We start from the raw sequence: 21,586 nt of genomic DNA on the forward strand, positions 1-21,586 counted from the left end.
GTTAAATTTTTGCCTATTTATTCTGCCGGTTAGTCACACCTTTCCGTTTACCTTTGCGGGATCGTGCTGCTGCCGATTTTTTAACATAAGCATCCGGCGTCCATATTCCATCCTCCTTCAAGCGCAGTTCAGTCAGCGTGCCACCACTTCGACTCAGTAAAAACCGGCGTCCCATCAGAAAAAAAATAGCATCAATTTGCTGATCTTCATCAATGACATGCACTCGTTGACCAGGTTGCCATAAGACACCATCCTGAGTTTTATGATCTGCAACCGTAATGGTTAAAGTGAAACCTTCCAGACGCCAGTCAGAAAGCATTTTTTTTGCCTGCACCTTCAATTGTTCCAGATTTTCTGCATCACCGATTACGACTGTTTTCGGTTTGTACAAAAGCATTGTTTCGTCTTTATATACCCATTTCAAATCATGCTTTGATGAATTGGCATAACGGGTGTGGCTCTGGCCAAGAAAGGTAACTTCCGAGTAACGATTCTCAGTACTATATTCGATATGAATACTTTGAATATTACGTCTGCGATCATACTTACTATGACAAAGAGTTGCCACAGGCGGACTAGCGTAATCAGCACCGCCAATTACCAACGTACCATCTGGTTCCAGCCACACATGCAGGCCTGCCTTATAGGCAACTTTGCTCAATGCCTGCCATGCAGTTTCCCCAGGTTCAATGTCTACTTTGTCCAGAACTGGATTTTTTTCCGCCTTTAATATCACCTTTTTAATTTGTGGCCATGGTTCAACTATCTTCTGAGCCGCGGCTAAAACAGTCATTCCTTTAACATTAATTTGCTTCACACTGCAATCTACCAGCAAACCGGCAAGGTCACGACCATTAAAACTGATACTATGGTTATTTTTATCAACCATTTCATTCTGGTGCCCAATAATCCCCGTCATAACCAACTGATTATTAATTAAAACCTCACATTGTAAAGAGCTATAATCAGCCAAAACACCCTGATTTCGGGAAACATTGGTTTCAAAACTGAAAGCATCAGCAGGAATCAAAAAATCACTGTCAATATCATAGCTAAGCCAGTCTTTATGCTCTTTTCCGCCTATACGTACCACCACTTCATTAGCATAAGGATACGGTAATACTTCAGTCTCATTTAACATAATAATTAATCCACTCATTACGCTGAATAAATGATGGATGGCATAAATGAGGATTCAGACGCATTAATTCATTCGCCCGTTTAATATCCTGATAAAGCAAATATGCCAGTTGGTGAATAGTGCCGCTAATATCTGCTTTTCTGGTTCGTATTGGCGGTTTCTGATTAATGACAGCCAGAATATAATCATTAAATTGTGCAGCGATATTAGCCAGCAACTGAACCATTATCGTCGTTTGCGTATATATATTGGCAGCATTTATGCTTTTAACATTATCAGCATAATCATAAGTTTCACGTAAAATATCTATTAATTTCTGAATACGCAGACGCAGATTATTATTGATATACAACAATTCATTTGCCGTAACTATGTCACTATTCACCTCAATTATAGTCACTGTATTCTGAATCAAAGCACCAATACTTATAATTTGCAGAATCTGGGCAATGGGTTGCATCTGAATACCCGCAATCTTTTGCACATGATTAATGGCTTCTTCAGATTCCTGAATATCCTGACTATGCAAAACATAATCAGGCAAATTATTCAAACTATCTACACGGTTACTGATAGAATCAAAAGTCTGTCTGCTACTTAAACTGCCAGTAGCAAACTGTGCATCATTCGTCAGGCCTGTTGTCACCATTGCGGCCACAGAATGAATCAGCTTACTGACGTCCTGATTGTAAGATGCAGAAGAAAAAGCTTTACTGGTCAAATATTTTATAGGATCAAGATCGAAAAAGCGGCGAACACTGCCAGCTACACCACATAATGCAGCAAATACACCATTTGTACTGCCCCATAAAGATGAGATACCCTCCCGAACACTTAACAGCGTTTCAGAATAACCCAGTAATTGCTGTGTATACTTTTCAAGAGTATTGTGTATCTGCTCTAATTTAGCTAACCATTGATTTTCAAATAAAAATATCGGGACAGACTCTTTCGCCTCAAAAAAGGTTATATCCAGTGCAACATAATTAACTGAATCAGCTTCAGTACGAAACGACCAGCTTGCAGCAATCATATTTTGTAATAGACCTAAAACCGGATGAACTAATGTGCCAGCACCTGGTTCTTCCAGCACCGCCAATAACTGTGATAACTTTGTATCAAATCCAGCACCAAAATAGACAGCAGCAATCTGACATTGCCGTCCCTGCGTACCCAAATCCTCAATATCAGTTCCATTTGCAAACGGACGACCATGCCTAACTAGCGCTTTCTCATTTTTATCACTAATAGAAATGACATCAAAGGCAACATTTTTATAACTGGCCTTTTGCAGGTTATTCTTCCACATAGTCATTATTGTGCACCTCCACGGTTATACATTTCCATTTGATTGCGTGAAACCAGATTACTAATCACTCTGCCATCAAGCGTTACCGTAAGATTATTCTGAATAACCTGCTGCTGGTTCGACAGAATAGTAGCTATTTTGTCTAAACGTATACCCAACTCCTGTACAATAGACTGAAAAGCATTTTGAAATTCAGCACTTTGCTGCACAAGCATAGACTGCCCAGCACCAGACTGGCTTTCTATAGCAGGTAAATCAGCCAGAGCATTTCTGTATGAAAGCATCATTACAGCAGACGGTGTCATATTCACACCCGTTATCAGCTCATCCCTTTCACAGGCAAACATTGATTGCCCATATAATGCAGGATTGAGTCCGTAGGCATTGCGAAAATCTGATGTGATTGACTGGTTCCCCTCTACACCAGTTGTAGCTGTTATTTCCTCAGTATCCTTATTTTGCGTAACAGCATCGCCTACCTTATCGCCCATAAAGCTGCCGCCGATTCCGCCAAGTAAACCGCCAACCAACCCGCCCAGCGCAGTACCTATACCAGGTAATATTAATGTTCCGATTGCAGCGCCAACCTGACCTCCTGCCCAGGCACCTGCCAGACCACCAGCGGTACTGGTTGCATTTTTTATCTGAGCCGTCTTCTTTTCTTCATAGGTTAAACTGTCATCATTCTGAATTGCATATACATTATAGGCACCACCAAGGACAGCCAATGCCGAATTACCCCGCCCTAACATTTTACCAGACACTCTAGCTGGAATTTTTCTACTTTTTATGCCAGTTTTACCACCGACTGACGTTTTTTTACCGTTGCTTCTGCGTGATTTTCTTCTTTCTCTATCAAAATCACCTGCTGAATCAATATCACCTCCTTGACCAGACAAAGCCCCCAATACCTTCAGTGCAGTTGCAGCACTGCCAGCAGCTGCGGCCAAAGCGGTTACAGCAAGCGTAAGAGCAGGAAATTCCGCTGATAACTCGGTCAACCTCGTTTGAAAATTAACTAATGGTTCTACTACATCACTTCTGCCCAAAGTAGCCAGAGCATGATTCTTTTCCTGCTGCCGCTCCGGATCCGCAGATAACACGGCTAACTGTTTGGCAGCCAAACCATCAGCATCTTTCTGCAACGCATTTATTTGTGGCAGCAGCAGATTATTATTCAAATTAGCATTAATAGCATCTCTAGCATCTACAGGAATAAAAGATAACAGCTTATCCTGACGAGCCTCCATCTGTTGCTGTGCCTGTACATCGCCTGCATCAGCTTTTTGCTTTAAGTTCTGATAATTCTTATCTTTGGCCAGAATATCACTACAAACTTTAATCAGAGATTGAGCATCATTTAATCCCTGCTTATTGCCCTGTTCCCTGATTTTATCCCAATCAAGATATTTGCCAGAAGCATTAGGATCTTTAATTTTACGCAGATTACTGCCCAATTCCGGATTAGCCAATGTTTCCAGAAAAGCTTTAATGCTTTTACTTGCCTCATCATTGGATTCTGAATTTTTTGATGTGGTCTGTAAGGCTGAAATTAAATAATCAATACCTCCAGTATCCGTTAGCCCCGCCTTTTTGGCAGAAGACAGTAAATCCGGTAATTCACCCTGCAATTGGGCAATAGTAAATTTACCCTGACTGCTTGATCCAATAATATGATCAGAAACCGAATTATAATCTTTAGCCTGCAGACCATAGTCTGCCAATGATTTGTACAATCTGGCTGTATTTTCATGATCATATTCACCAGCATTGGCAGAGGATCCGACCATGGTGCGATGAGCATAAGGAATTGTTGCCTTCACCTGATCCAGAGTCATGTTCTGCTGTAACATATCAGTAAACAGATTCAGAGCAGCCTGTGATGTACCGCCATTTTTAGCAACTAGCCCCTGAACCAAACCCTGAATTTCTTTAACACCCTGAGTTTTAATCCAATCCGCAGATTTACTCTTATCTGTACCAAATGCCTTTGCAGCCGCTTGAATCACACCTGAACGTAATTTTTTTTCATCATCTATTGCGGGTTTAACTGCGCCGTAGGCCGCCTTTCCGCCCCTGATAAGTTCACTGCCAACAGTTTTGGCTACGCCCCATTTAGATGATTTTTTTTGTTGCTCAGCAAAATTTTTTTGTATTTTAGAACTTTTTTCTAATTCCTTATTTAACTCACGAATACTGTTACGAGAAGCCTTGGTTGCATGCTGAATCTGTTTTTGAGCCGCAGTAGCAGTAGCAGTAAAATTCTTATATGCATTCTTGCTCTTACCAATTTCCCGTTGTATTTCCCGCTCAGACCGTATTTCCTTCCGTAATCGCATATCTGCGGCACGCTGTTGCTCTCGCTGAATCTGCTGAATAATTCGGATTTGGGATTTACCGGCTTTCTCACTTTCCCTGACTGCAACGGCAGCTGTACGCTTGATTTGCTGTTCTAATTTTTTTACCTCCTCAGTCATTCTGGTAATAGAGGCCTCCTGTTTTGCTAGCGACTCCTGATTTGAAGACATGTCAATACTCTCGTCTAATTGTTGATTATATTTATTCTGACTGATTAAAAATAATTGCAAGAAATGAATATGCCCTAGCAGCCCCCATGCAAAAAGCCCTGCTGTAGAGCAGGGCTTTTATCAGTCAGGCTGATTAGCTACCAAACTATCTTTAACCGGCTGGAATGGTTTTGGCTTTCTTTGGCGTAAAGAAATAATAACATTCTCATCATCATTTTTTATGCCCATACTCTCCAGAACAGTCTCAATCCAGACAGATACTTCAGCATGGCACATTGTGCTAACCATAGCTGGCGTGATCATCGATTTAGCCAGCAGAATACACGCCTGTCGATAATTTTTATGTGCTATTGCATAATTACGGTGCTGTCCGCTTCCTCTGATGCCGCTGGGTCTGACTGGCCAGCGGCAATCGATTTTGAACGTAGAGCTTCCATACTGGTTAAAATTGACTGATAATCTTCTGAGGCAAGGTTGTGCAACAGAAATTCAACACTCAGGTTTTCGGCATCAATACCAGAAACTTCTAATTGTTGTGCCCAATAAGCCAGTGTGGTTAAAATAGCTTTTTTAGCCCCTGATACCTCTTCAATCAAACCAGTTTCTTCCAGTACTTCCAGTGCCTTGAGTTCATCTGCCAAAGTCAATGGCTTAACAGTATAATCAAAATACATCTGGCCATTGTACGCCAGACCATAAACCAGTTTTCCAGTCTCTTTTAACATTATTCTACCACTTTATCCAGTGCAAACATTTCAATATCACGACGTGCTTCATTTTCTACACTGTATTCTTCCGTGCATTTAGTGCTGGTGCAACCTATATAGCTGATGCGTGCTTCATCTGCATTACGGGGATAAATAGTAATTTTTGCATTAGTAATATTGTCCCAGTCAATGCCACTTTCATCCAGTGGAATGGCTGCACTCACACTCATCGTATATTCGGTTACGCCATCTGCATAACCACGTACCTTGCCGGATTTATTCATGGTTTTAACCACCTTACGTCCGGTAGTTACTTCCGGTTTAAAGCTGATAATTTCAACCTCACGACCATTTACTTCCATTATTACCGCACCGGCATATTTAGCGCCTGTTTTATTTGCCATATTTTTTCCTTTCAATAGACAAGGTGTTAACCTTAAACTAACACCTTATATGATTAATTTATAAATACAGATCCACACGCGCAGCCAACACATGCAATCCGTTGACTACATCAGCAGGAATAACCGCATCCAAGCGGTTTGGATCATTTGGATTTCGCTGTACAATCAGTTTGTCTTTATTTTCCAGAACTGCTTCAAGAATCTCAGCATTTTCACACTGATACAATACATCCAGAATTTCTGAGCGTACTTTTAACGGAGTACGTTCTGAGAGCTTCTCACGCGGAAAACGCAGGGCAATGCGCTGATTAACAGCATCGCGTACATAGTCAAGTGTGCGAATTGTTGTGATATCCAGTAAAGCCGGATCATCTGTACCCGTAGCATTTTTCACATAGGTAGATACAGCACGCATAATCTGCACACGATTGTTTACAATCTGCAAAGGCGTTAGCCCGTTATACAGCGCACTATTAAACTCAGCAAACAACGGCCAATTGGCATCAGTTGTTTTTCTCAGCCCTTTGATTTCCAGTGTATTGAGTGGACGAGCCGGGTCAGTTTCACCAGCAATTACTGCCGCATAGCCTGCTGCAATAATGGCATTGCCTTCCATAGCATTTTTATACCAGGCTATGGTAATGCGGCCACTATTGATATCTTTAGCAAAGGCAGTGCCTGTACTGAGCGTACCGCGCCAGCCCATTACACCGATACAACCACGTTTTTCAATTGCATTAGATACCAGATCGATATGATCAGACAATTTTCTGGCATTTAAACTATCGGTAAAAGCATTACAGATAATATGGTAATGTTTGCCAGCTACCTGCTCAAGAGCAGGACCGATATCCTGATCCCCATAACCACCTTGAAATGGTTTGATATCCAGTGAAACGTCGGCCAGACTAACATTTTCTGCACTAAAAGATGCCAATAAGGCAATTTCATTACCAATCGATCCAGAATTTCTGGCTGTGAGTTTGATTGTATAACCATCAGCCTCAGCTACTGCCAGCGTATTTGCGCTATTGATAATATCAACCATTCTATCGATAATATTTAAAGTATCATCATTACTGCTTACTGTAATTTGGCAGTCAATTCCACCAATAGTTATGGTCAGAATACCAGAATTATTAAGCGAATTTGCAAAGACTACAGATACACTTGCGGTGGCAGCAGTACTTTGTCCTACATCATTAACACCAATTATGGTTAAATCCAGATAGGGATTATTCACAAATGCCTGCTTGACACAATGATAAGCCCAAGAACCCTGCCCAAACAAAGTAGCGGCATCAGCATCACTGAATAATTGTACTGGTGTCAGTGCTGGCTGCTTACCCTCAGGCAACATAGGTGCAATCAGCAACATTTTTTGGGGATTAGCTGGCAAGCCTCTTACGGCAGTACGCGTATTGAATTCAATATACCGGCCTGGTACACGAATATCATTGCGCACAGTATCAAACTGAATATTATCAATCATTCCTTTACTCCTGTTTCATTATTTAAATTTTCTGTGACCATGGTTAAGTCACCATCAGTTACCGAACAGTGGTAATAAAGACTGTCTGGAACCTTAACCGTGTTATTAGTTATATAAGAATTAGCGCGATTTTCCTTTGGCACGCGTAAACCATCTGCTACTTGAACTAGCATTTTCTCTTTCATATTCGATGGTTACGAATCAGTCTTGTATATTTTTATTTTTTATATTCAATACTCAAAGAATCAAATTGTGCTGGCACTTCAGATTGCTTGCCTTTAAACAGACTGAATAAATAATCAGGATTATCTACATCAGTGGTGTATTCTGGATAATGATCACTTTCAAGCCCATAAATATCACACACGGCTTCAAATTCAACCACGACTATATCTAAATTATCTGGTGGAGAGATAAACAGAGGACGTACTGTCTTAGGCTGCAAACCAAAACTGTTTAATTCTTCATGTAACCTCTGACCAGCAAGCAGACGTAAAACCGCATAAACCAGATTATTTATATCCGCATTTGGATTAGACGGCACATCTGTAAGACGATTACATATACAAACCACATAGAGTCCGGCACTCAGTTCGAATCGTAGCCGTTCAGAACCTTTGGCTTTTACCTGTGCCTGATTAAAGGTTAATAAAATAGCCGGTTTTTTTCTTATTTTGGTTAAAACCTCTTTATTTTCCAGCCCGCCGAAATACAAACTAACCTCATTAACCATCGAGCCCAGCCCTTGTTTCAGGCGTGTGATGATTTCACTTTGGATTTTGTTTAGCACAGCTAATTTATTTACTCCTTTCTTTAAATTCAATTTATCTAAAAATCATAAAATATATAAGTATGGCTTACCTGTTTCTTACTCTGATTCATACTGTTTAAAACAGATTAATCAGGATAATGGTTTATAATAATTACACATTTATACAAATTTACTTTTATAAAAATTATTTTCCCTGTTACCCCTTATCCTGATGCTCAGATATACCAAGGCAGGCAACAGATACTTGCCCGAAAATGATGATATATGTCTATTTTTTGTCAGATTTTAAATTGTTCTGGCTTCTTCCCACATTTTAAATATATTGTCCTGCTGAACTTGTAAAATGTTGGTCAGAAAATTCCACCATAACTCGTTTGCCAATGTAAAGCTTTGCGTTTCAAGAATATAATTGCGAATCTTGATTAATTTTATACCTGACATTGCATTTTCAGCAGCTTCAACCAGAGCCTGCTTATTTTTACCTAAGCTAATTTCCAACTGAGAAAGCATTTGCATGCGAGACAAAGTACCGGCAGTACTGCGTTTATTCTGTAAGCGTAACTGTGCAGCATCAGCTTTTTCTACCCAGCTATTGGCTTTCTCTGACCATTGATGATAAATATCAGGGCACGGCATGGTGGTAACAGTAGCAGGTAATATGCCCGGTTCATTGATTGCTACTACTTCGCCGGTTTCCTTACTGTATACCGTTTCGCCTCGATGGTCTTCGATATATTGCCAGTTATCGCCTGTCCATTGTGCAATAAAGCCTTTTTTAAAAGTCGGTTCCTCAGCCTGAATACACAATCTGGGAATCAGATAATGGCCGTTACTTTCCAGAGGATCCAAGTCTGCTGTAGTCATACCAACAAAGTAGTTTTTTTCGTCTAGTTGACATACAGGGATAGAGGGAGCGTAGTTTTTCATTTTTAATCCTTAAATTTTGATACAGGCTAAAAGGGCGATATTGTGAGGACGCGTTTCATTGGCAGTTCGTGCAACATTATTAATTCCAGGGCCTAACACACCAAAGCCCACAGCCCATCCAGCTGGATGATCTAAAGGATATCCTAAGCCAATCTCACTTATTTCCTTAAATTTGAATCCCCCTTCTATTGGTTCATATTTATACCTTATTGTTGCACGTTGATATGTAAATCCCGCTGTCCAGTCCTGTACTGCATCTGACTGAAGGCTTGAGAAAATTCGTTTTGAATCTAATCCACGCCCATCATCCCAACCGCGTAAAAATTCTCCACGCAAATCCGGCAAATTAAATGTGGTTTTACCGTCTCCTGCACCAAATCTAGTGCCAATGGCTGCAAACAGATTGGCGTATAGTGTACGGGATACGACTGCACCATTGGCTTTTAACCAGCCTACGGGTGCTGCATCCATGGCAAAATACATAACTGCGCCCGCAGGCGTTGCATTAATATCTTGTGTACCATCAAATGGCACACCATTAATTTTCCGAGGGTTATATAATCTAAAAGCTGATCCTGCATTACCAAAAGTATGCTGATTACCTTTGACATTCACCCCCGGTAAATCAATATCTTTAGTCCCATCGAACACCACGCCACCAATTTTGCATGGTTTGAATAATTTAGACGCAGTGGCCGCATTGCCTGATGTATTCTGATTACCAGGCTTGTTCACTCCGGGTAGATCAATATCTGTCGAACCATCAAATGCTACACCACCTACTTTTCTAGCAGCGCTTAGTCTGTCAGCAGTGTTCGCTCTTTTAGCCAGCTCCGCATTTGCTGCTGTAGCTGATTTATCCAGTTTATTGTCTTTTAACCATTTAGTTCGGTTGGCCAGCTGGCGAGTGGGTACATTATCGATACCATTTTCACCCCCCAATACCGGATCGGATGTTTCCCATTGATAAATGCCCTCTTCCCAGAATGAAGTTTCTTTTAAATTTGCCATTAAATCATTCCTTTGTTAAACAAAGTTTCTTTTAAATCTGCCATTAAGCAGTTCCTTTAGTAAATGAGTCATCACATTCCACCACTTCATTGTGCTGCAATAGCACCTAGCTGGATTTGATGATATGCTTTCACTATCAACAACAAAGAAAGATAGTAAAATATGAAACAAGTTCTATTTATTTTATGTTGCTGTATGTCTTTATCTGCTTGTGGAACCAGTACAAGTGGTCTTCCACAAAACTGTCAGGATGTATTTAAGCGCTGGGATGAATTAATTGTTAAGCTTGAAGCTAACAGTAATATTCCCTCTTCCTATGTGCAGGATGAAAAACATGATCGCTCGCTTATACTGAATGCGGCTCGAAAAGCTGAGTCTCAAAAACAAGCAGGAATATGCGAGTTTGCAAAGTACGCTGTTGATGAAAAATTGCAGGCATTAGCGTCAGGACCTGATGGCCTTAATGAGCACATCAAACAAGTTGAAATACGAAATAACCGTAAATATGAATAAATTTAAAAGCACTCAATCTAATCTTTATTGAGTGCTTAAATTTGTTACATAAATCCTGCTGCTTCATAAAGCGCAATTTGTACAGGAGACTTATAACCTAAGGCTGCACTGTTAACCACAACACGGTACTGTCGATTGCCACGCAGAACAGCAATCCAGTCGGAGGCATGTGCATCAACCGTATCTAATGCAACTTTTATAAGTTTAGCCCATGAACTATAAGTTTGATTATAAAAAATCTTAAAAACAGCAAGAACGCCGATCATAGCTGTAGAACCATCTCGGATTTTGGTGAGCACCTCATCCATCAGGCGAATTACATCATCGCTTATATTCTCGATACTGTTACACTGCATCGAACCACTCCACAGCGTATTAATTATCTTGACATATTCGGATTTCAATTGATTATTAATCATAATTTAACTCCTTTTCATTGGCTTGTAGAATTGAGCGAAAAAACATTGTTTTCAAAAAAGAATTTAACGTACAGAATATGTGTGTACTATTGGTTTTTAAGCTGCCTACCGAAGTAGAAGTCATTGCAAAACACTGTACTGCTTTCCCATTGATAAACGCCTTTGCCACAGAACGAAGTTTCTTTTAAACTTGCCATTAAGCAGTTCCTTTGTTAAACGAGCCATCGCGCTGTGCCAGTCCATTGTGTTGCAGCGGTACGGCGGTATAGTCCAGACTAGCCAGCACGCAACGCGCCGGCGCAAAAGCAGCCAGTGTCTGCCGCAATAAAGCAGCCTGTTGATTAGTAATCGGCTTATTCAACAAAATACGGTAGTGCGCCCAGTAATTATTATGTCCATGCACATATAAACCGGAGCGAAGAATATTGCCATTGTGCTGTTGATGATTGAGTCCTTCAATAATGGTGATTTCACCAAAGCCGAGACGGCGAACAATTTCTCTGAGTGACCAAGGCGTACCCTTGCTGCGATGCAGTTCGTATGCCCCTTTTATCAGTTTGCGTTTGGCCTGATCGCTTTCTGCCAGCCAATAACCATTTACACCAAGAATACAGTGGCTTTCAGCCAGCAGCTCAAGGTGATCAGCTAGCACTAAATTTACCAGCCGTGGCATCAGCTGTGGCGTACTGATCAGTTCCAGACGCAAGCCCAGAGCAGCCAATGCCTGCATGCGCTGGTCTCGCTCAATTACTGCGGCATAAGTCAGCTTAGCCATCCACAGCCTCCTCTGCTATGGTGAGGTCTAAGTTAGTGCAGTGCGCCCATGTACCGGCTGCAACCGTAGTCAGTTCAAGTCCTGGCGTCGACACGTTATAGACACCATCAACCTTCAATAAAGACTGAATTACCAGTGGTACTACATCTACTCCTAACCGCTGCTCCCGACTGCTTTGATATTGCTGCCATGCAGCTTTAGCCGCAGCCAGTACCGCCTGAGCATCAGCACCAACAAACAAAGTTAATGTTGCCGCAACCTGATAATTGAAAATTTTTGGTGCACGTACAACTACCTGATCACATAACGGGCGTACACGCTCATTCGATAGGGCTGTCTGTACCTGATGAATCAGCTCCATTGAAGGCAGCCCGGTTTTAGTAAGTATGGTTACTGCCACTACACCACCTAAGGGCTTGCCCTCTTTATCCGTATCGTTAGTCACATAAACATCAATAATGTCCTGACTGACCTGACGGGTAAAATACTCATAAGCACCAACCGGACCGGCCACTGAAAACGATTCTGGTGCCAGTAGAATGCGTATCCGATAGGCATCATCACTTTCAACATCCACACCACCACTTGAAGTGGTGATATTGCTAACTTTGACCTCAGCAATATCAGACAGATGGTCTGCTAAAGTATTAATCTGCCCAGCTGACCAGCCATTTCCCACCACCCCAGTTGACTGACAGACAGCAACCAGCTCAATGCTGCTATTGGTAGCAGTAAGCAAACCTGCTTCAACAGTGGCAAATATCAGTGAATCTACAGTGACTCTGGTTCCTTTTGGAATCACCACCTGTTCTTTGCCGGCCAGTTTGGCCTGAAAACGCAACGTTGTTTGTGCCGGCTGTGCCTGCAAACGCGGAGTATGAACATCATCTCCGCATAAATCCAGCATCAGCCCAGTAGCGAAGCGCACATGCTGCTGCCGGTAAGCTTCATTGACCTGCTGCCGAGTGAGTGCCTCACGATAGGCATAGGTATTAATCAGCAAACGCTCAATATGCGCCGGCTGTAATACCTTGCCAGTACGATTTTGATAATCTGTTATCGTATCGGCCAGAATGGTTGCCAGATCATCTTCAACTATTTTTACATCCGCCCGCGCGAGCTTAGTTAAATCTGTCATTTACGTACCAATCCAATATCTGTTTGATAAATTTCACCAGCTACCTCCTCAGCTATACGCCAGTAGACTGTTATCGTTAAATTAGGTGCATGACCCGCAAAGCCAACTCTTTCCACTACCACACGCTTTTCCCATGTTTGAATGGCCAGAATCACCTCTCGCGTCACCCCGGGAATAAATACATCTTCGGGCATATCCAGATAATCCAGATGGCTGGAACCAAAAGTCGGGCGGGTTACATCGCTTCCCTTACGTGTCATCAGAATATTCAAAATACATTGATTTATATCATCAATGCCAGTCACAATATCGCAGCCACATTCCAGTGGTGCTAACTGCCAGTGGCGAGTGCGCGGTTTAATTGTCATAACGCTTTTCCAGTAATAAAAAATCCCTGCCATCAATGTCAGGGATAAAAATAGGTTTGAATAAGCTGTTAGCAGAACATCAGTCTGGTGTACCAGTATGACCACCCGAAGTCAGATCAGGATGAGTATGACTCTTAAGACTTTTACCATCTGCCACCACATCGCCATCTTTAACCTTAATCGTGCCAGCAATCGATGCGGCAGCACTGCCTCCGCCCGAACCAGCCATACCACCTTGATAGGTTAACTTTCCCTGTACCAGTAAACTGCCTGTAGCTGTAGTAGATGGAGAATCGAGCGTAATATCACTGGCTTTAACCAATACCGTATCTGCTTCAACCACCACGGTACCGCTGGTCTGAACACAAACCTCGCCACTTTTACGATCATGACTGATTACCGTACCATTACTAAACTGTTTCACCCACATATCATTGCTCTGTGCCGGTGCGGTATCACTCTGATTATACAAAGCACCCAATACCACTCCACTCTCACCGCGTGCATCCAGAATACACGCTACCAGTTCACCCACATCTGGCAAAGAATAAAAACAGTTCCCGCCAGCGGCAGCAGTGAGCATCGGCAGCCAGTCTGTATGCATATTCTCCAGTGCCGGAATATTCACTTTAAGCATATGTCTGCCGGCATCAATGGCTTCCACAAGGCCAAACTGTAAGGTTGCCCCAAATTCATACAGTTTCTGCATGTTTTTCCCCCGCATCTGCATCATCAGCAATATATTCAATCATGTTAATTTCCAGAGACGTGGTATAACCAGAACTACGGCTTAAATTGTGGCTTGCCTGCTTAATCTGATAATTTCCCGACATTTTGCCATAACCGCTCAAGCGGATAATCTGGCCAGCCACCAGCTTCACATTGCCAAACAACTCCAGACTACCCGTTACCTGACACTGGCGCGCATCAGTAAGTGCAGCATCTGCACGTGCAGTGAGCTGCTGTTGTGATTCCCCTTTATTGGCCACAATTTTCAACATATCACCACTTGCGCTCAGCTTACTTTGTGCCCGCAATGGCTGCCCCTTTCGCTTGACCGTACGTACCTGTTTGGCTTTAGTATCATAACCACAAGCCATTACCTCGTCTGGAACACCTTTAAGCTGATCACGAAAACTTGCAGACTCCACATCTTCCGGCAGCAATACCAGTACAGGTTCCTGTGCTGTTAATTCCGTATTGGCAATAAAGGCTAAAGTCTGGTCAACAATTTTAAAAGTATAGCCAAACTGCTTTGCCAACCGTGCCAGAAATTCCACATCACTTTCCTGATACTGAGTAATACGTTCAATCTCCAGATTGGCAATCGAATTTTTCAGCACCAGCTGCAATCTTGCCGCCACCTGCTGCACAACTTTTTCCAGAGTTGTTTTCTCATATGCTCTTGGCTGTAAAGTGCGGCTGGCACGGGTAATTCCCGTGGAAAGGGCTTTCAAAGTGATCACATTAGGTTTGAACGCATAATCAATATCAGCAATCTCAAAATTGCCCAGATTTACCATACCGGTAAACTGATCTCCCAGCGTAAACGACAGCATATCGCCCTGATCCGGATACCAGCTACGTAGCCATCTGCCATCGGTATCCTCAATTGATATCGACAGTTCATCCGACTGCTCGCCCAGATAATCCGTATAATTAATACTGAGCAAATAAGGCTTGATGGCCAGAGTAATATCTTTCTTTTCATAACCTATAGTGAAATCCGGCATCGTAACTGGATGAGTTCGCCCCAAACTGGACACCCCTGTCAGTAGGCTCAACGCATCCATGGTGGCATATCCTCCTGCGCTGTATGAGTATCCGATTGTATGACGGGGATCAGTACCGTCAGATTGGCAGCAAACTGTTCAGCCAGTGGTAAATGCGGATTAGCAGCAATCAGCCGGTCAAACATCGTGGCGTCACCATAATATTTCTGTGCAATCAAATCCCAGCGATCCCCTTCACAGGTCTGGTATTGCAAAACTGAATCAACCATAATCAGGCCTCATCCTTTCTGGCAGCCAGCCATGCCGTTAACGACTGAGCACCGGTAGTTGCATTGCTAATACTGTCCTCTACCATGGATAACAGTTTTTCACTATTATCCAGCCAGTCTCCCCACTCACCACTGTCATAGCCACTTTGTATCAAATTCACACATTCTGTCAGCTGATGCGCAGCCTGACCGTTATATGACAGAAAATCTGCCGCACCGGACAGATCACCAAACCATGCACCAACCTCAGGCAAAGTATTCAGCTTACTTAGCGTTTGTCCGCCAACAGACAGCGCATCGGCAATCATACCCAACCAGCCAGAAGTATCATGTTGCACAGTACGCGCACGCGTGATCAGGTTCTGAATCTCAGTAACATTTTCTTCTACGGCATGATAAATACGTACCCCTGTCTGTACCGCCGCCGCAACCTTGTTAACAGCCCCTTTAATCGAATCCGGCATAAAAGAAAGCAGCGGATTCTGACCCTTCATGATGCCCGGCGTTGGTAACGGATTATTCGGATCACCTACAAACTCAAGCAGCTCAACACTGATTTCACGCGCGGCAGTACGTCCCTGTGCATCCTGAATCAAAGTAGTACTACTCAACTGCTGAATCACAAACCAGCCAACAAAACGACCCGAGCCAAACACCAGCGCCAGAGCCTGCTGTGCTTCCTTGGCCTGAATCAATGCAGTATAGGCACTATCCGGATTACTCAGCTTCCAGTGCAGCAACATACCAAAACGGATGGTGGTCAAATCATTGCCGGTAGCCTGTAGGCGCGGACGGCCGGCCAATACATCATGTTTAGCAAAAACAGCACCATGCGTTTCTTCATAACTGTTGAAACTATCCAACACTTCAAAGCGAATATCTCCTAGCATTGCATACATCAGTAACTCCTTAACTCTTTTGCCTGCATCATGCGCCGGTACATCTGTTCAAATTCGCGCTGACTCAATGCCAAAGCCTGCTGAATCACCGAACGGTCTGCGTTGCCGTTAACCTGAATAGTCGGATTAAAATTAATGGTTACTGCACTGGAATCATGTCCTGCCGGATAGCGATGCTGGGCAAATTCTGCTGCATTTAGCTGCATTTTTTCATTAAGCTGAGCAGTCAACGTACCAGAACGACTTTTGAATTTCTGCTGTAAGCGCTCAGCAACCAGACCGATTGCTGTAACCGGTTTATCTGCCCCGAGATCAAGCCCCAGATGCATACCTTCCATCAGCGAACCACCTATGCTTTTAAATACACGGCTAGGTGAATTAATCCCTAATACAGATTTAGCCTTATTAATAATCTTACTGGCGAACTCACCGACAGCATTAACAGCCCTACTGATACCTTCAGTAAAACTTTTAACCAGACCATCAATAATATTGCGTCCAAACTCACTGAATTTTGCCGGTAAATCCTTAAAGAATTTCATTCCTGCTTCAAATTTGGCTTTAACGCTATCCCATAAACCAATAAAAAAGCTTTTAATTGGTTTCCAGTACTTATAAATCAGAAAAGCAGCTGCACCAATTGCCAGTGCAACCAGCCCTATAGGCGTCATCAGAAAAGCCCGTCCTACAGCTATAATTCCCTGACGTAGCAGATTCAGCACAATACGGCCTTTACCCAATGCACTGAAACCCCTGCCCAGACTGGAAAAAACCCTAAACAAAGGTTTTACTACCTTGGTAATCAGGCCAAATGACTGCACAATTTTCTTAATTGGCGCAATGGCAGTACGCCCTATAGTGGAAAATGCCTTTTGCAATAAACCCAGTGCAGAGCGCCCCTTATTGAACACCTTAAAATTCTTGCCCACACCAGCCAGCCTGCTGCCAAAAGACAACAGCTTCTGGCGCAATGAACCGGCAGATTTTCCCACAGAGGTAATGGCAGAACGTAAACGCTGAAATACCGAACCACCCTGCTTCAGGTCATGCGCAAGCTGAAAACGGGCAAAAATAGTACGCAATAGCGCCAGCGGACCAGTAACCATGGTAATAGCATAACGAACCAACAGCAGCGTCATCCGTAGCCCAGTCAAACCTACACCGAAAGCCACCACAGATTTAATCAGCGTGGGATGCTTCTGAATAAAAGGCAATACCGTATTGAGCAGCACATCTTTGGCTACCTGAGCAAAAGTATTAATATCAGGTGCCAGCGTGGCACCAAAAGCATTGCCTACCTCAATCACTGCATCGTGTAAATTATCCATACTGACAGCAAGTGTATTAACCTGAAGCTGAGCTCGCTGATCCAGCGAAGGCTGATTACCCATTCGGGTTTGCATAGTGACAAAACCGGCACCTCCTCCCTGAGCTGCGGCAGTGGCAATCTGTCCACCTTGCTTACCGAATACCGCATCCATCATATTCAATGCAGCACGGTCACCATATTTAGCCTTAACTTTATTAAAATTCGCTTCCAGCTCACCTACAACCACATGCATATCTTTAAGTGAGCCGTCTTTATCAAATAAATTAAACACCACACCAGATTTTTGCATCATCTGGCGCATTTCAATACTCATTGCAGCAGTAGCCTGCTGCATGGCTTTTGGCCCCTGTGCCAGCCTGTCCAGAAATTCCCCCATACCGTCAGCCGCCGCAGACTTACCGACACCGCCGTGTATTGCCATCCCCTCCAGAGCATATATTTTCTGCTGATTCTGTAAACCGGTCAGATGCAACCTTTGTAAAGGTGAAGCCATAGCAGCCTGAGATTTTTCAATATCTTCCAGACTCAAACCCACAGAATGCGCAACCTTCTGCACAGCATCCAGACCAGCGGACAATTCCGTATCTTTCAGCTTATAAGTCTGCATCAACCCCTTGGCTACCGAAATATCCTCAATTTTCTTGCCAAATAACACATTAAAACTGGCAATTGTCCTCATCCCCCCTTGCAATACCGCATCATCAGACATATTGGCCAGCTTCATATTAGTAGCAAGGCGAGTATAATCATTTGTATTACCCTGCTGCTCAAGACCCAGTTGCATAGCGTGGGCATTAATCTGATTAAACCTGCCCATGCTGCCATCTTTCTGCATCATAGCCTGTTTCAGCCCAGTTTCCGCCGTTTCCCGTTCCATATGAATTTTCACCGATTTCTCAACCGGCTTCATCCAAGTTTTAAGGGTACTTTTGGTTTTCGCTAATTCCTCACCAATTTTCTTGCGCTGCCCCAGAATTTTGTTATGCCTGTCTACTGCCTCAGATAACCTATTCTGAGCACTAATCGCTTTCGCAGTTGCTGCAGACAAATTATCCAGAGATTGAATTTTCACCCGTAAACCCTGTACAGACCGCCCCATCTCCTCAATTTTTCTGGTTGCCACATCAATAGCAGAACCAAAGGCCTTAACAGAACGTTGTACCTCACCAAAATCAGAAACAAATCCACTATCCATAACGGCACCAATGTATTTCATCCAATAACTCAAGAGATACTGGAATTCATCCACTTATTATTTATTATTCATATAAACCATAACCGTTAACCCATCACCAGTTCACAGCGTCTGCTGCAAACCAATACTGAATTAACGGTACTGTCACAACGGGCAGCAACCGCTTACAACTTACTGTATTTAGCCTTAATCTGTCGGTTAGCCTGTTGCTGCCATTGTAAAATTTCATCCAGAGACATCTCATCAATATCTGCCGGAGAAAAACCAAACCACCACGCTAAATCCGCAGCAGCTTGATAAAAACCATCCCAATCAGTGAGCACCCAGACAAAACTGACGCACCAGCGTGTAGTCCTCCCACGACAGCTCATCAAAATCTTCACTTTGCAGGCCTGAAGCCATAGCCAAACAATGAGCTTCCTGCAATACCGCATTATCCGGATACTGCTCAGCAGCACGTTTAAAATCCTTAACCCGTACCCGGCGCAGCGTTAGTTCCGTTACCACACCATTCGGCGTTTGCAGCGGTTCAGCCAGCTTAATAACCTTACCCGTACCTAATTGTTCTTGCAGCTGTTGCGCTTCAGTTTGTGCCATATCTATTCCTTGAATCATCAATAAATGCCGAAATCATTCAGCGTAAAAAAGCATTTCAACCATAAAAAACGCCCACCCTGATCAACAGAGTGAGCATTTAACAACATCATTACCAATTGAAAATAACTACATACCGATATTTGCGCGCATCTGCGCCAGCATGTCCACACCATTTACCCGATACTGATTAGTAAACGCGTTGTAATACAAAACTTCACGGCCGGAAACCGTCTGATGAATTTCCGTAGCCTGAAAAGTACTGGCAAACTCAGCTTTTTCTTTTGGTTTATAAGTCCCTAAGGGATTCTTGCTGAACGTAGCCATCACCATCACCACCATCGGTACTTCCGCGGCCAGACCAGAGGCATTAAATGCCTGTACATTGGCACGTACCATCAACTGGCACGCCTTAAACGGGTTATAAACCTTAGTGAACACATCCGGATAAAAACTGTTCCAAGTAATTTCCCCTTCCAGCGCCTCAATACCACTGGGCAGCTTTACCGAACCTACTAGCCCCAAACCCTTAGTTTCTGTCTGTCCAACAGAAATATCCGGTAATTTAAACTGACTGGCACGGCCTAACTGACTATTACCATTAACATAAACATTGGCATTATAAATTGCATTAAATTCTGTCATAACTGATTCCTAAGCGGCAGACTGATTACTAATCAAATTAGCCAGATAAGTACGGGTCATCACACTAGTATTAGTGATACGTTCTGCTGGCAGTTTAGGTGTATAGTCATACTTGATTGGTACCTGCCCTTTACTGAAAGCATCAGCCAGATCATAGTCATAATCCAGACTCACACTAAAACCAACAATACTCTTGAGTGTACCCAGATAAGTACGTACCGTACCCAGCAGGCTGTCAATCAGCGCATCATCAATAGGCAAATCAATGTACTGTAACTGCGCACGACGAATCGACTCATCAATCAAATCACCAGTACGCTGAGCCGTTTCAAAATTCTTGATATGCGTTACTGTCGGGAAACAGGCAAGACGGTTACCCCATAAGCGGAAACCAGTACCATAGCTGTTAAATACCGTAGTAATCCCCTTTTCATTCAGGCGATTGGTTTCCGCCTGCGGGTCATCAATCCGTGCTGTCAGCGACACTTCCATACCGGTTACGCCCAAAAGCTCACGGTTGGAAATACTGAACCAGTAGCCCTGATTCACATCAGTTTTCATACGCAAACCGGCAGCATGCGTGGCCAGACTTTCCAGCTCGCCGCTGGAACCAGTAACATATGGATAAAATAACTGCGCGCGATCTGAAGAAGTCTGGAAATTAATATTTCCAAGCGAACCGCGTCCCTGAATTGCCTGCGTCAGTGTAGTGCCTTTCGGAGCCGCAATGTAGGCAATTGCTTCCAGCTTATCAGCCAGCGTTACCATCGCTGCGGCAACAGCCGCATCTGCATCATATTGCGGCACAATCACAATCTTCGCATCCGCACCCAGACGGGTAAAACCTTCAGTAAGCAGTTCCATGCCTTTGCGCTTACCGGTTGCCGCTTCATAGCCACCGATAATATCCGCTACCGTTACCTTGCTTGGATCAAGATAAGTATAGGAAATCGACACTTCCGCACGCGGCTGCGCAAAAGACAACTCACCTGTTTCCTGATTCAGCGTGTAATCAGTGCCTTCAGACAAAGTCTGATTACCTGCCTGTACCGTAAAACCAGCCTGTATCGCCGGATGCGCTGTTTTTGCCATCAACGTATCACTGTCGATAACCAGAGCTTCAGAATCAACAACCGTTTTATGTTTGGCCGGATCCAGCACATTGACCACATAGGCCACACCAGACTGATAACGCGTCCAGATATTAGCCGCATCAGGCAAAGTAAAACCAGCTCCCGTTACCGAACCAAACTGACTAAAATCCTTAACTGTCTGACACACCGTCAATTCATTTACTGCACCAGACATACCCGTACCGACAATCGCCGTAATCGCCCCGTCCACGGTATAGACCGGACTACTGCCGCCATCAATACGGATTGTTTCAACACCATGCAAATAAGCTGCTGCCATGATG

At 43.3% G+C, this 21,586-nt stretch carries 25 protein-coding genes; 1 reads left to right on the plus strand and 24 read right to left on the minus strand.

From position 1 onward, the window contains the following. Nucleotides 1-13: 13 nt before the first annotated feature. From J6578_RS06450 to J6578_RS06500, 11 genes are all read right to left on the minus strand, one after another. Complete coding sequence (locus J6578_RS06450; RefSeq protein WP_287954144.1) at nt 14-1,141, minus strand: phage baseplate assembly protein; 1,128 nt, start codon at nt 1,139-1,141, stop codon at nt 14-16. Continuing rightward, on the minus strand, nt 1,131-2,456 hold the full coding sequence (locus tag J6578_RS06455; RefSeq protein ID WP_287954145.1) for a DNA circularization protein: 1,326 nt from the start codon (nt 2,454-2,456) through the stop codon (nt 1,131-1,133). The genes J6578_RS06450 and J6578_RS06455 overlap by 11 nt, the downstream gene beginning before the upstream one ends. Next, on the minus strand, nt 2,456-4,978 hold the full coding sequence (locus J6578_RS06460) for a glycine zipper domain-containing protein (RefSeq protein ID WP_287954146.1): 2,523 nt from the start codon (nt 4,976-4,978) through the stop codon (nt 2,456-2,458). Before J6578_RS06460 ends, J6578_RS06455 begins: the two co-directional genes overlap by 1 nt. A gap of 120 nt (nt 4,979-5,098) precedes the next feature. Continuing rightward, nucleotides 5,099-5,281, minus strand: coding sequence for a hypothetical protein (locus J6578_RS06465; RefSeq protein WP_093090219.1), 183 nt, complete (start codon nt 5,279-5,281; stop codon nt 5,099-5,101). A 44-nt stretch (nt 5,282-5,325) separates the two neighbouring features. After that, nucleotides 5,326-5,703, minus strand: a complete 378-nt coding sequence (locus J6578_RS06470; RefSeq protein ID WP_093090217.1) for a hypothetical protein — start codon at nt 5,701-5,703, stop codon at nt 5,326-5,328. After that, nucleotides 5,703-6,089, minus strand: a complete 387-nt coding sequence (locus tag J6578_RS06475) for a phage tail protein (RefSeq protein ID WP_287954147.1) — start codon at nt 6,087-6,089, stop codon at nt 5,703-5,705. The genes J6578_RS06470 and J6578_RS06475 overlap by 1 nt, the downstream gene beginning before the upstream one ends. A gap of 58 nt (nt 6,090-6,147) precedes the next feature. Then, nucleotides 6,148-7,578 carry a phage tail sheath subtilisin-like domain-containing protein gene (locus J6578_RS06480; RefSeq protein ID WP_353846664.1) on the minus strand — a complete coding sequence of 477 codons (1,431 nt, stop codon included), beginning with the start codon at nt 7,576-7,578 and terminating at the stop codon, nt 6,148-6,150. After that, nucleotides 7,578-7,766 (minus strand): DUF2635 domain-containing protein, encoded by a 189-nt coding sequence (locus J6578_RS06485; protein ID WP_143557910.1) that lies wholly within the window; start codon nt 7,764-7,766, stop codon nt 7,578-7,580. Before J6578_RS06485 ends, J6578_RS06480 begins: the two co-directional genes overlap by 1 nt. Before the next feature lie 32 nt (nt 7,767-7,798). Continuing rightward, entirely contained in the window at nt 7,799-8,371 is a 573-nt protein-coding gene (locus J6578_RS06490) for a phage protein Gp37 (protein WP_287954149.1), read from the minus strand. A gap of 267 nt (nt 8,372-8,638) precedes the next feature. Further along, complete coding sequence (locus tag J6578_RS06495; RefSeq protein ID WP_287954150.1) at nt 8,639-9,280, minus strand: tail fiber assembly protein; 642 nt, start codon at nt 9,278-9,280, stop codon at nt 8,639-8,641. Nucleotides 9,281-9,289: 9 nt separating this feature from the next. Then, a complete protein-coding gene (locus J6578_RS06500) occupies nt 9,290-10,291 on the minus strand; it encodes a phage tail protein (protein WP_287952716.1) in 1,002 nt (333 codons plus the stop codon). Between the two features lie 162 nt (nt 10,292-10,453). On the opposite strand from J6578_RS06500, the gene J6578_RS06505 reads away from it, so the two are divergent. Next, a complete protein-coding gene (locus J6578_RS06505; RefSeq protein ID WP_287952714.1) occupies nt 10,454-10,804 on the plus strand; it encodes a hypothetical protein in 351 nt (116 codons plus the stop codon). Between the two features lie 44 nt (nt 10,805-10,848). Here the strand turns inward: J6578_RS06505 and J6578_RS06510 are convergent, their stop codons facing one another. The 13 genes from J6578_RS06510 to J6578_RS06570 form a co-directional block, all read right to left on the minus strand. After that, a complete protein-coding gene (locus J6578_RS06510; RefSeq protein ID WP_287952713.1) occupies nt 10,849-11,223 on the minus strand; it encodes a hypothetical protein in 375 nt (124 codons plus the stop codon). 196 nt (nt 11,224-11,419) lie between these two features. Next, a complete protein-coding gene (locus tag J6578_RS06515; protein ID WP_287952711.1) occupies nt 11,420-11,998 on the minus strand; it encodes a phage tail protein in 579 nt (192 codons plus the stop codon). Further along, nucleotides 11,991-13,136 (minus strand): baseplate assembly protein, encoded by a 1,146-nt coding sequence (locus tag J6578_RS06520; protein WP_093090201.1) that lies wholly within the window; start codon nt 13,134-13,136, stop codon nt 11,991-11,993. Before J6578_RS06520 ends, J6578_RS06515 begins: the two co-directional genes overlap by 8 nt. Beyond that, a complete protein-coding gene (locus tag J6578_RS06525) occupies nt 13,133-13,504 on the minus strand; it encodes a GPW/gp25 family protein (RefSeq protein WP_100150467.1) in 372 nt (123 codons plus the stop codon). Before J6578_RS06525 ends, J6578_RS06520 begins: the two co-directional genes overlap by 4 nt. 79 nt (nt 13,505-13,583) lie before the next feature. Beyond that, a complete protein-coding gene (locus tag J6578_RS06530) occupies nt 13,584-14,213 on the minus strand; it encodes a phage baseplate assembly protein V (protein WP_287954151.1) in 630 nt (209 codons plus the stop codon). Beyond that, nucleotides 14,197-15,297 (minus strand): phage late control D family protein, encoded by a 1,101-nt coding sequence (locus tag J6578_RS06535; protein WP_287954152.1) that lies wholly within the window; start codon nt 15,295-15,297, stop codon nt 14,197-14,199. The genes J6578_RS06530 and J6578_RS06535 overlap by 17 nt, the downstream gene beginning before the upstream one ends. Next, nucleotides 15,285-15,506, minus strand: coding sequence for a tail protein X (locus tag J6578_RS06540; RefSeq protein WP_239349852.1), 222 nt, complete (start codon nt 15,504-15,506; stop codon nt 15,285-15,287). Before J6578_RS06540 ends, J6578_RS06535 begins: the two co-directional genes overlap by 13 nt. A gap of 2 nt (nt 15,507-15,508) precedes the next feature. Next, nucleotides 15,509-16,405, minus strand: a complete 897-nt coding sequence (locus tag J6578_RS06545; RefSeq protein ID WP_287954153.1) for a phage tail protein — start codon at nt 16,403-16,405, stop codon at nt 15,509-15,511. After that, on the minus strand, nt 16,405-18,951 hold the full coding sequence (locus J6578_RS06550; protein WP_287954154.1) for a phage tail tape measure protein: 2,547 nt from the start codon (nt 18,949-18,951) through the stop codon (nt 16,405-16,407). The genes J6578_RS06545 and J6578_RS06550 overlap by 1 nt, the downstream gene beginning before the upstream one ends. 143 nt (nt 18,952-19,094) lie before the next feature. After that, complete coding sequence (locus J6578_RS06555) at nt 19,095-19,253, minus strand: GpE family phage tail protein (protein WP_239349862.1); 159 nt, start codon at nt 19,251-19,253, stop codon at nt 19,095-19,097. Beyond that, on the minus strand, nt 19,243-19,527 hold the full coding sequence (locus J6578_RS06560; RefSeq protein ID WP_176715010.1) for a phage tail assembly protein: 285 nt from the start codon (nt 19,525-19,527) through the stop codon (nt 19,243-19,245). Before J6578_RS06560 ends, J6578_RS06555 begins: the two co-directional genes overlap by 11 nt. A gap of 126 nt (nt 19,528-19,653) precedes the next feature. Continuing rightward, nucleotides 19,654-20,169, minus strand: a complete 516-nt coding sequence (locus J6578_RS06565; RefSeq protein WP_093090178.1) for a phage major tail tube protein — start codon at nt 20,167-20,169, stop codon at nt 19,654-19,656. Between the two features lie 9 nt (nt 20,170-20,178). Beyond that, on the minus strand, nt 20,179-21,582 hold the full coding sequence (locus J6578_RS06570) for a phage tail sheath family protein (RefSeq protein ID WP_239423633.1): 1,404 nt from the start codon (nt 21,580-21,582) through the stop codon (nt 20,179-20,181). Nucleotides 21,583-21,586: the final 4 nt, after the last annotated feature.

This window comes from Snodgrassella sp. (assembly GCF_024103505.1).
Taxonomy (GTDB): Bacteria; Pseudomonadota; Gammaproteobacteria; order Burkholderiales; family Neisseriaceae; genus Snodgrassella; species Snodgrassella communis.

Coding starts and splice junctions, on each gene's coding strand:
- J6578_RS06495 (WP_287954150.1), bottom strand. CDS start 9,280: ATGAAAAACTACGCTCCCTCTATCCCTGTATGTCAACTAGACGAAAAA.
- J6578_RS06500 (WP_287952716.1), bottom strand. CDS start 10,291: ATGGCAAATTTAAAAGAAACTTCATTCTGGGAAGAGGGCATTTATCAA.
- J6578_RS06545 (WP_287954153.1), bottom strand. CDS start 16,405: ATGTATGCAATGCTAGGAGATATTCGCTTTGAAGTGTTGGATAGTTTC.
- J6578_RS06570 (WP_239423633.1), bottom strand. CDS start 21,582: ATGGCAGCAGCTTATTTGCATGGTGTTGAAACAATCCGTATTGATGGC.
- J6578_RS06560 (WP_176715010.1), bottom strand. CDS start 19,527: ATGGCACAAACTGAAGCGCAACAGCTGCAAGAACAATTAGGTACGGGT.
- J6578_RS06565 (WP_093090178.1), bottom strand. CDS start 20,169: ATGACAGAATTTAATGCAATTTATAATGCCAATGTTTATGTTAATGGT.
- J6578_RS06465 (WP_093090219.1), bottom strand. CDS start 5,281: ATGATCACGCCAGCTATGGTTAGCACAATGTGCCATGCTGAAGTATCT.
- J6578_RS06515 (WP_287952711.1), bottom strand. CDS start 11,998: ATGGCTAAGCTGACTTATGCCGCAGTAATTGAGCGAGACCAGCGCATG.
- J6578_RS06455 (WP_287954145.1), bottom strand. CDS start 2,456: ATGACTATGTGGAAGAATAACCTGCAAAAGGCCAGTTATAAAAATGTT.
- J6578_RS06520 (WP_093090201.1), bottom strand. CDS start 13,136: ATGACAGATTTAACTAAGCTCGCGCGGGCGGATGTAAAAATAGTTGAA.
- J6578_RS06550 (WP_287954154.1), bottom strand. CDS start 18,951: ATGAAATACATTGGTGCCGTTATGGATAGTGGATTTGTTTCTGATTTT.
- J6578_RS06540 (WP_239349852.1), bottom strand. CDS start 15,506: ATGGTTGATTCAGTTTTGCAATACCAGACCTGTGAAGGGGATCGCTGG.
- J6578_RS06470 (WP_093090217.1), bottom strand. CDS start 5,703: ATGTTAAAAGAGACTGGAAAACTGGTTTATGGTCTGGCGTACAATGGC.
- J6578_RS06460 (WP_287954146.1), bottom strand. CDS start 4,978: ATGTCTTCAAATCAGGAGTCGCTAGCAAAACAGGAGGCCTCTATTACC.
- J6578_RS06450 (WP_287954144.1), bottom strand. CDS start 1,141: ATGTTAAATGAGACTGAAGTATTACCGTATCCTTATGCTAATGAAGTG.
- J6578_RS06475 (WP_287954147.1), bottom strand. CDS start 6,089: ATGGCAAATAAAACAGGCGCTAAATATGCCGGTGCGGTAATAATGGAA.
- J6578_RS06485 (WP_143557910.1), bottom strand. CDS start 7,766: ATGAAAGAGAAAATGCTAGTTCAAGTAGCAGATGGTTTACGCGTGCCA.
- J6578_RS06535 (WP_287954152.1), bottom strand. CDS start 15,297: ATGGATGCGTTGAGCCTACTGACAGGGGTGTCCAGTTTGGGGCGAACT.
- J6578_RS06505 (WP_287952714.1), top strand. CDS start 10,454: ATGAAACAAGTTCTATTTATTTTATGTTGCTGTATGTCTTTATCTGCT.
- J6578_RS06530 (WP_287954151.1), bottom strand. CDS start 14,213: ATGCAGAAACTGTATGAATTTGGGGCAACCTTACAGTTTGGCCTTGTG.
- J6578_RS06510 (WP_287952713.1), bottom strand. CDS start 11,223: ATGATTAATAATCAATTGAAATCCGAATATGTCAAGATAATTAATACG.
- J6578_RS06525 (WP_100150467.1), bottom strand. CDS start 13,504: ATGACAATTAAACCGCGCACTCGCCACTGGCAGTTAGCACCACTGGAA.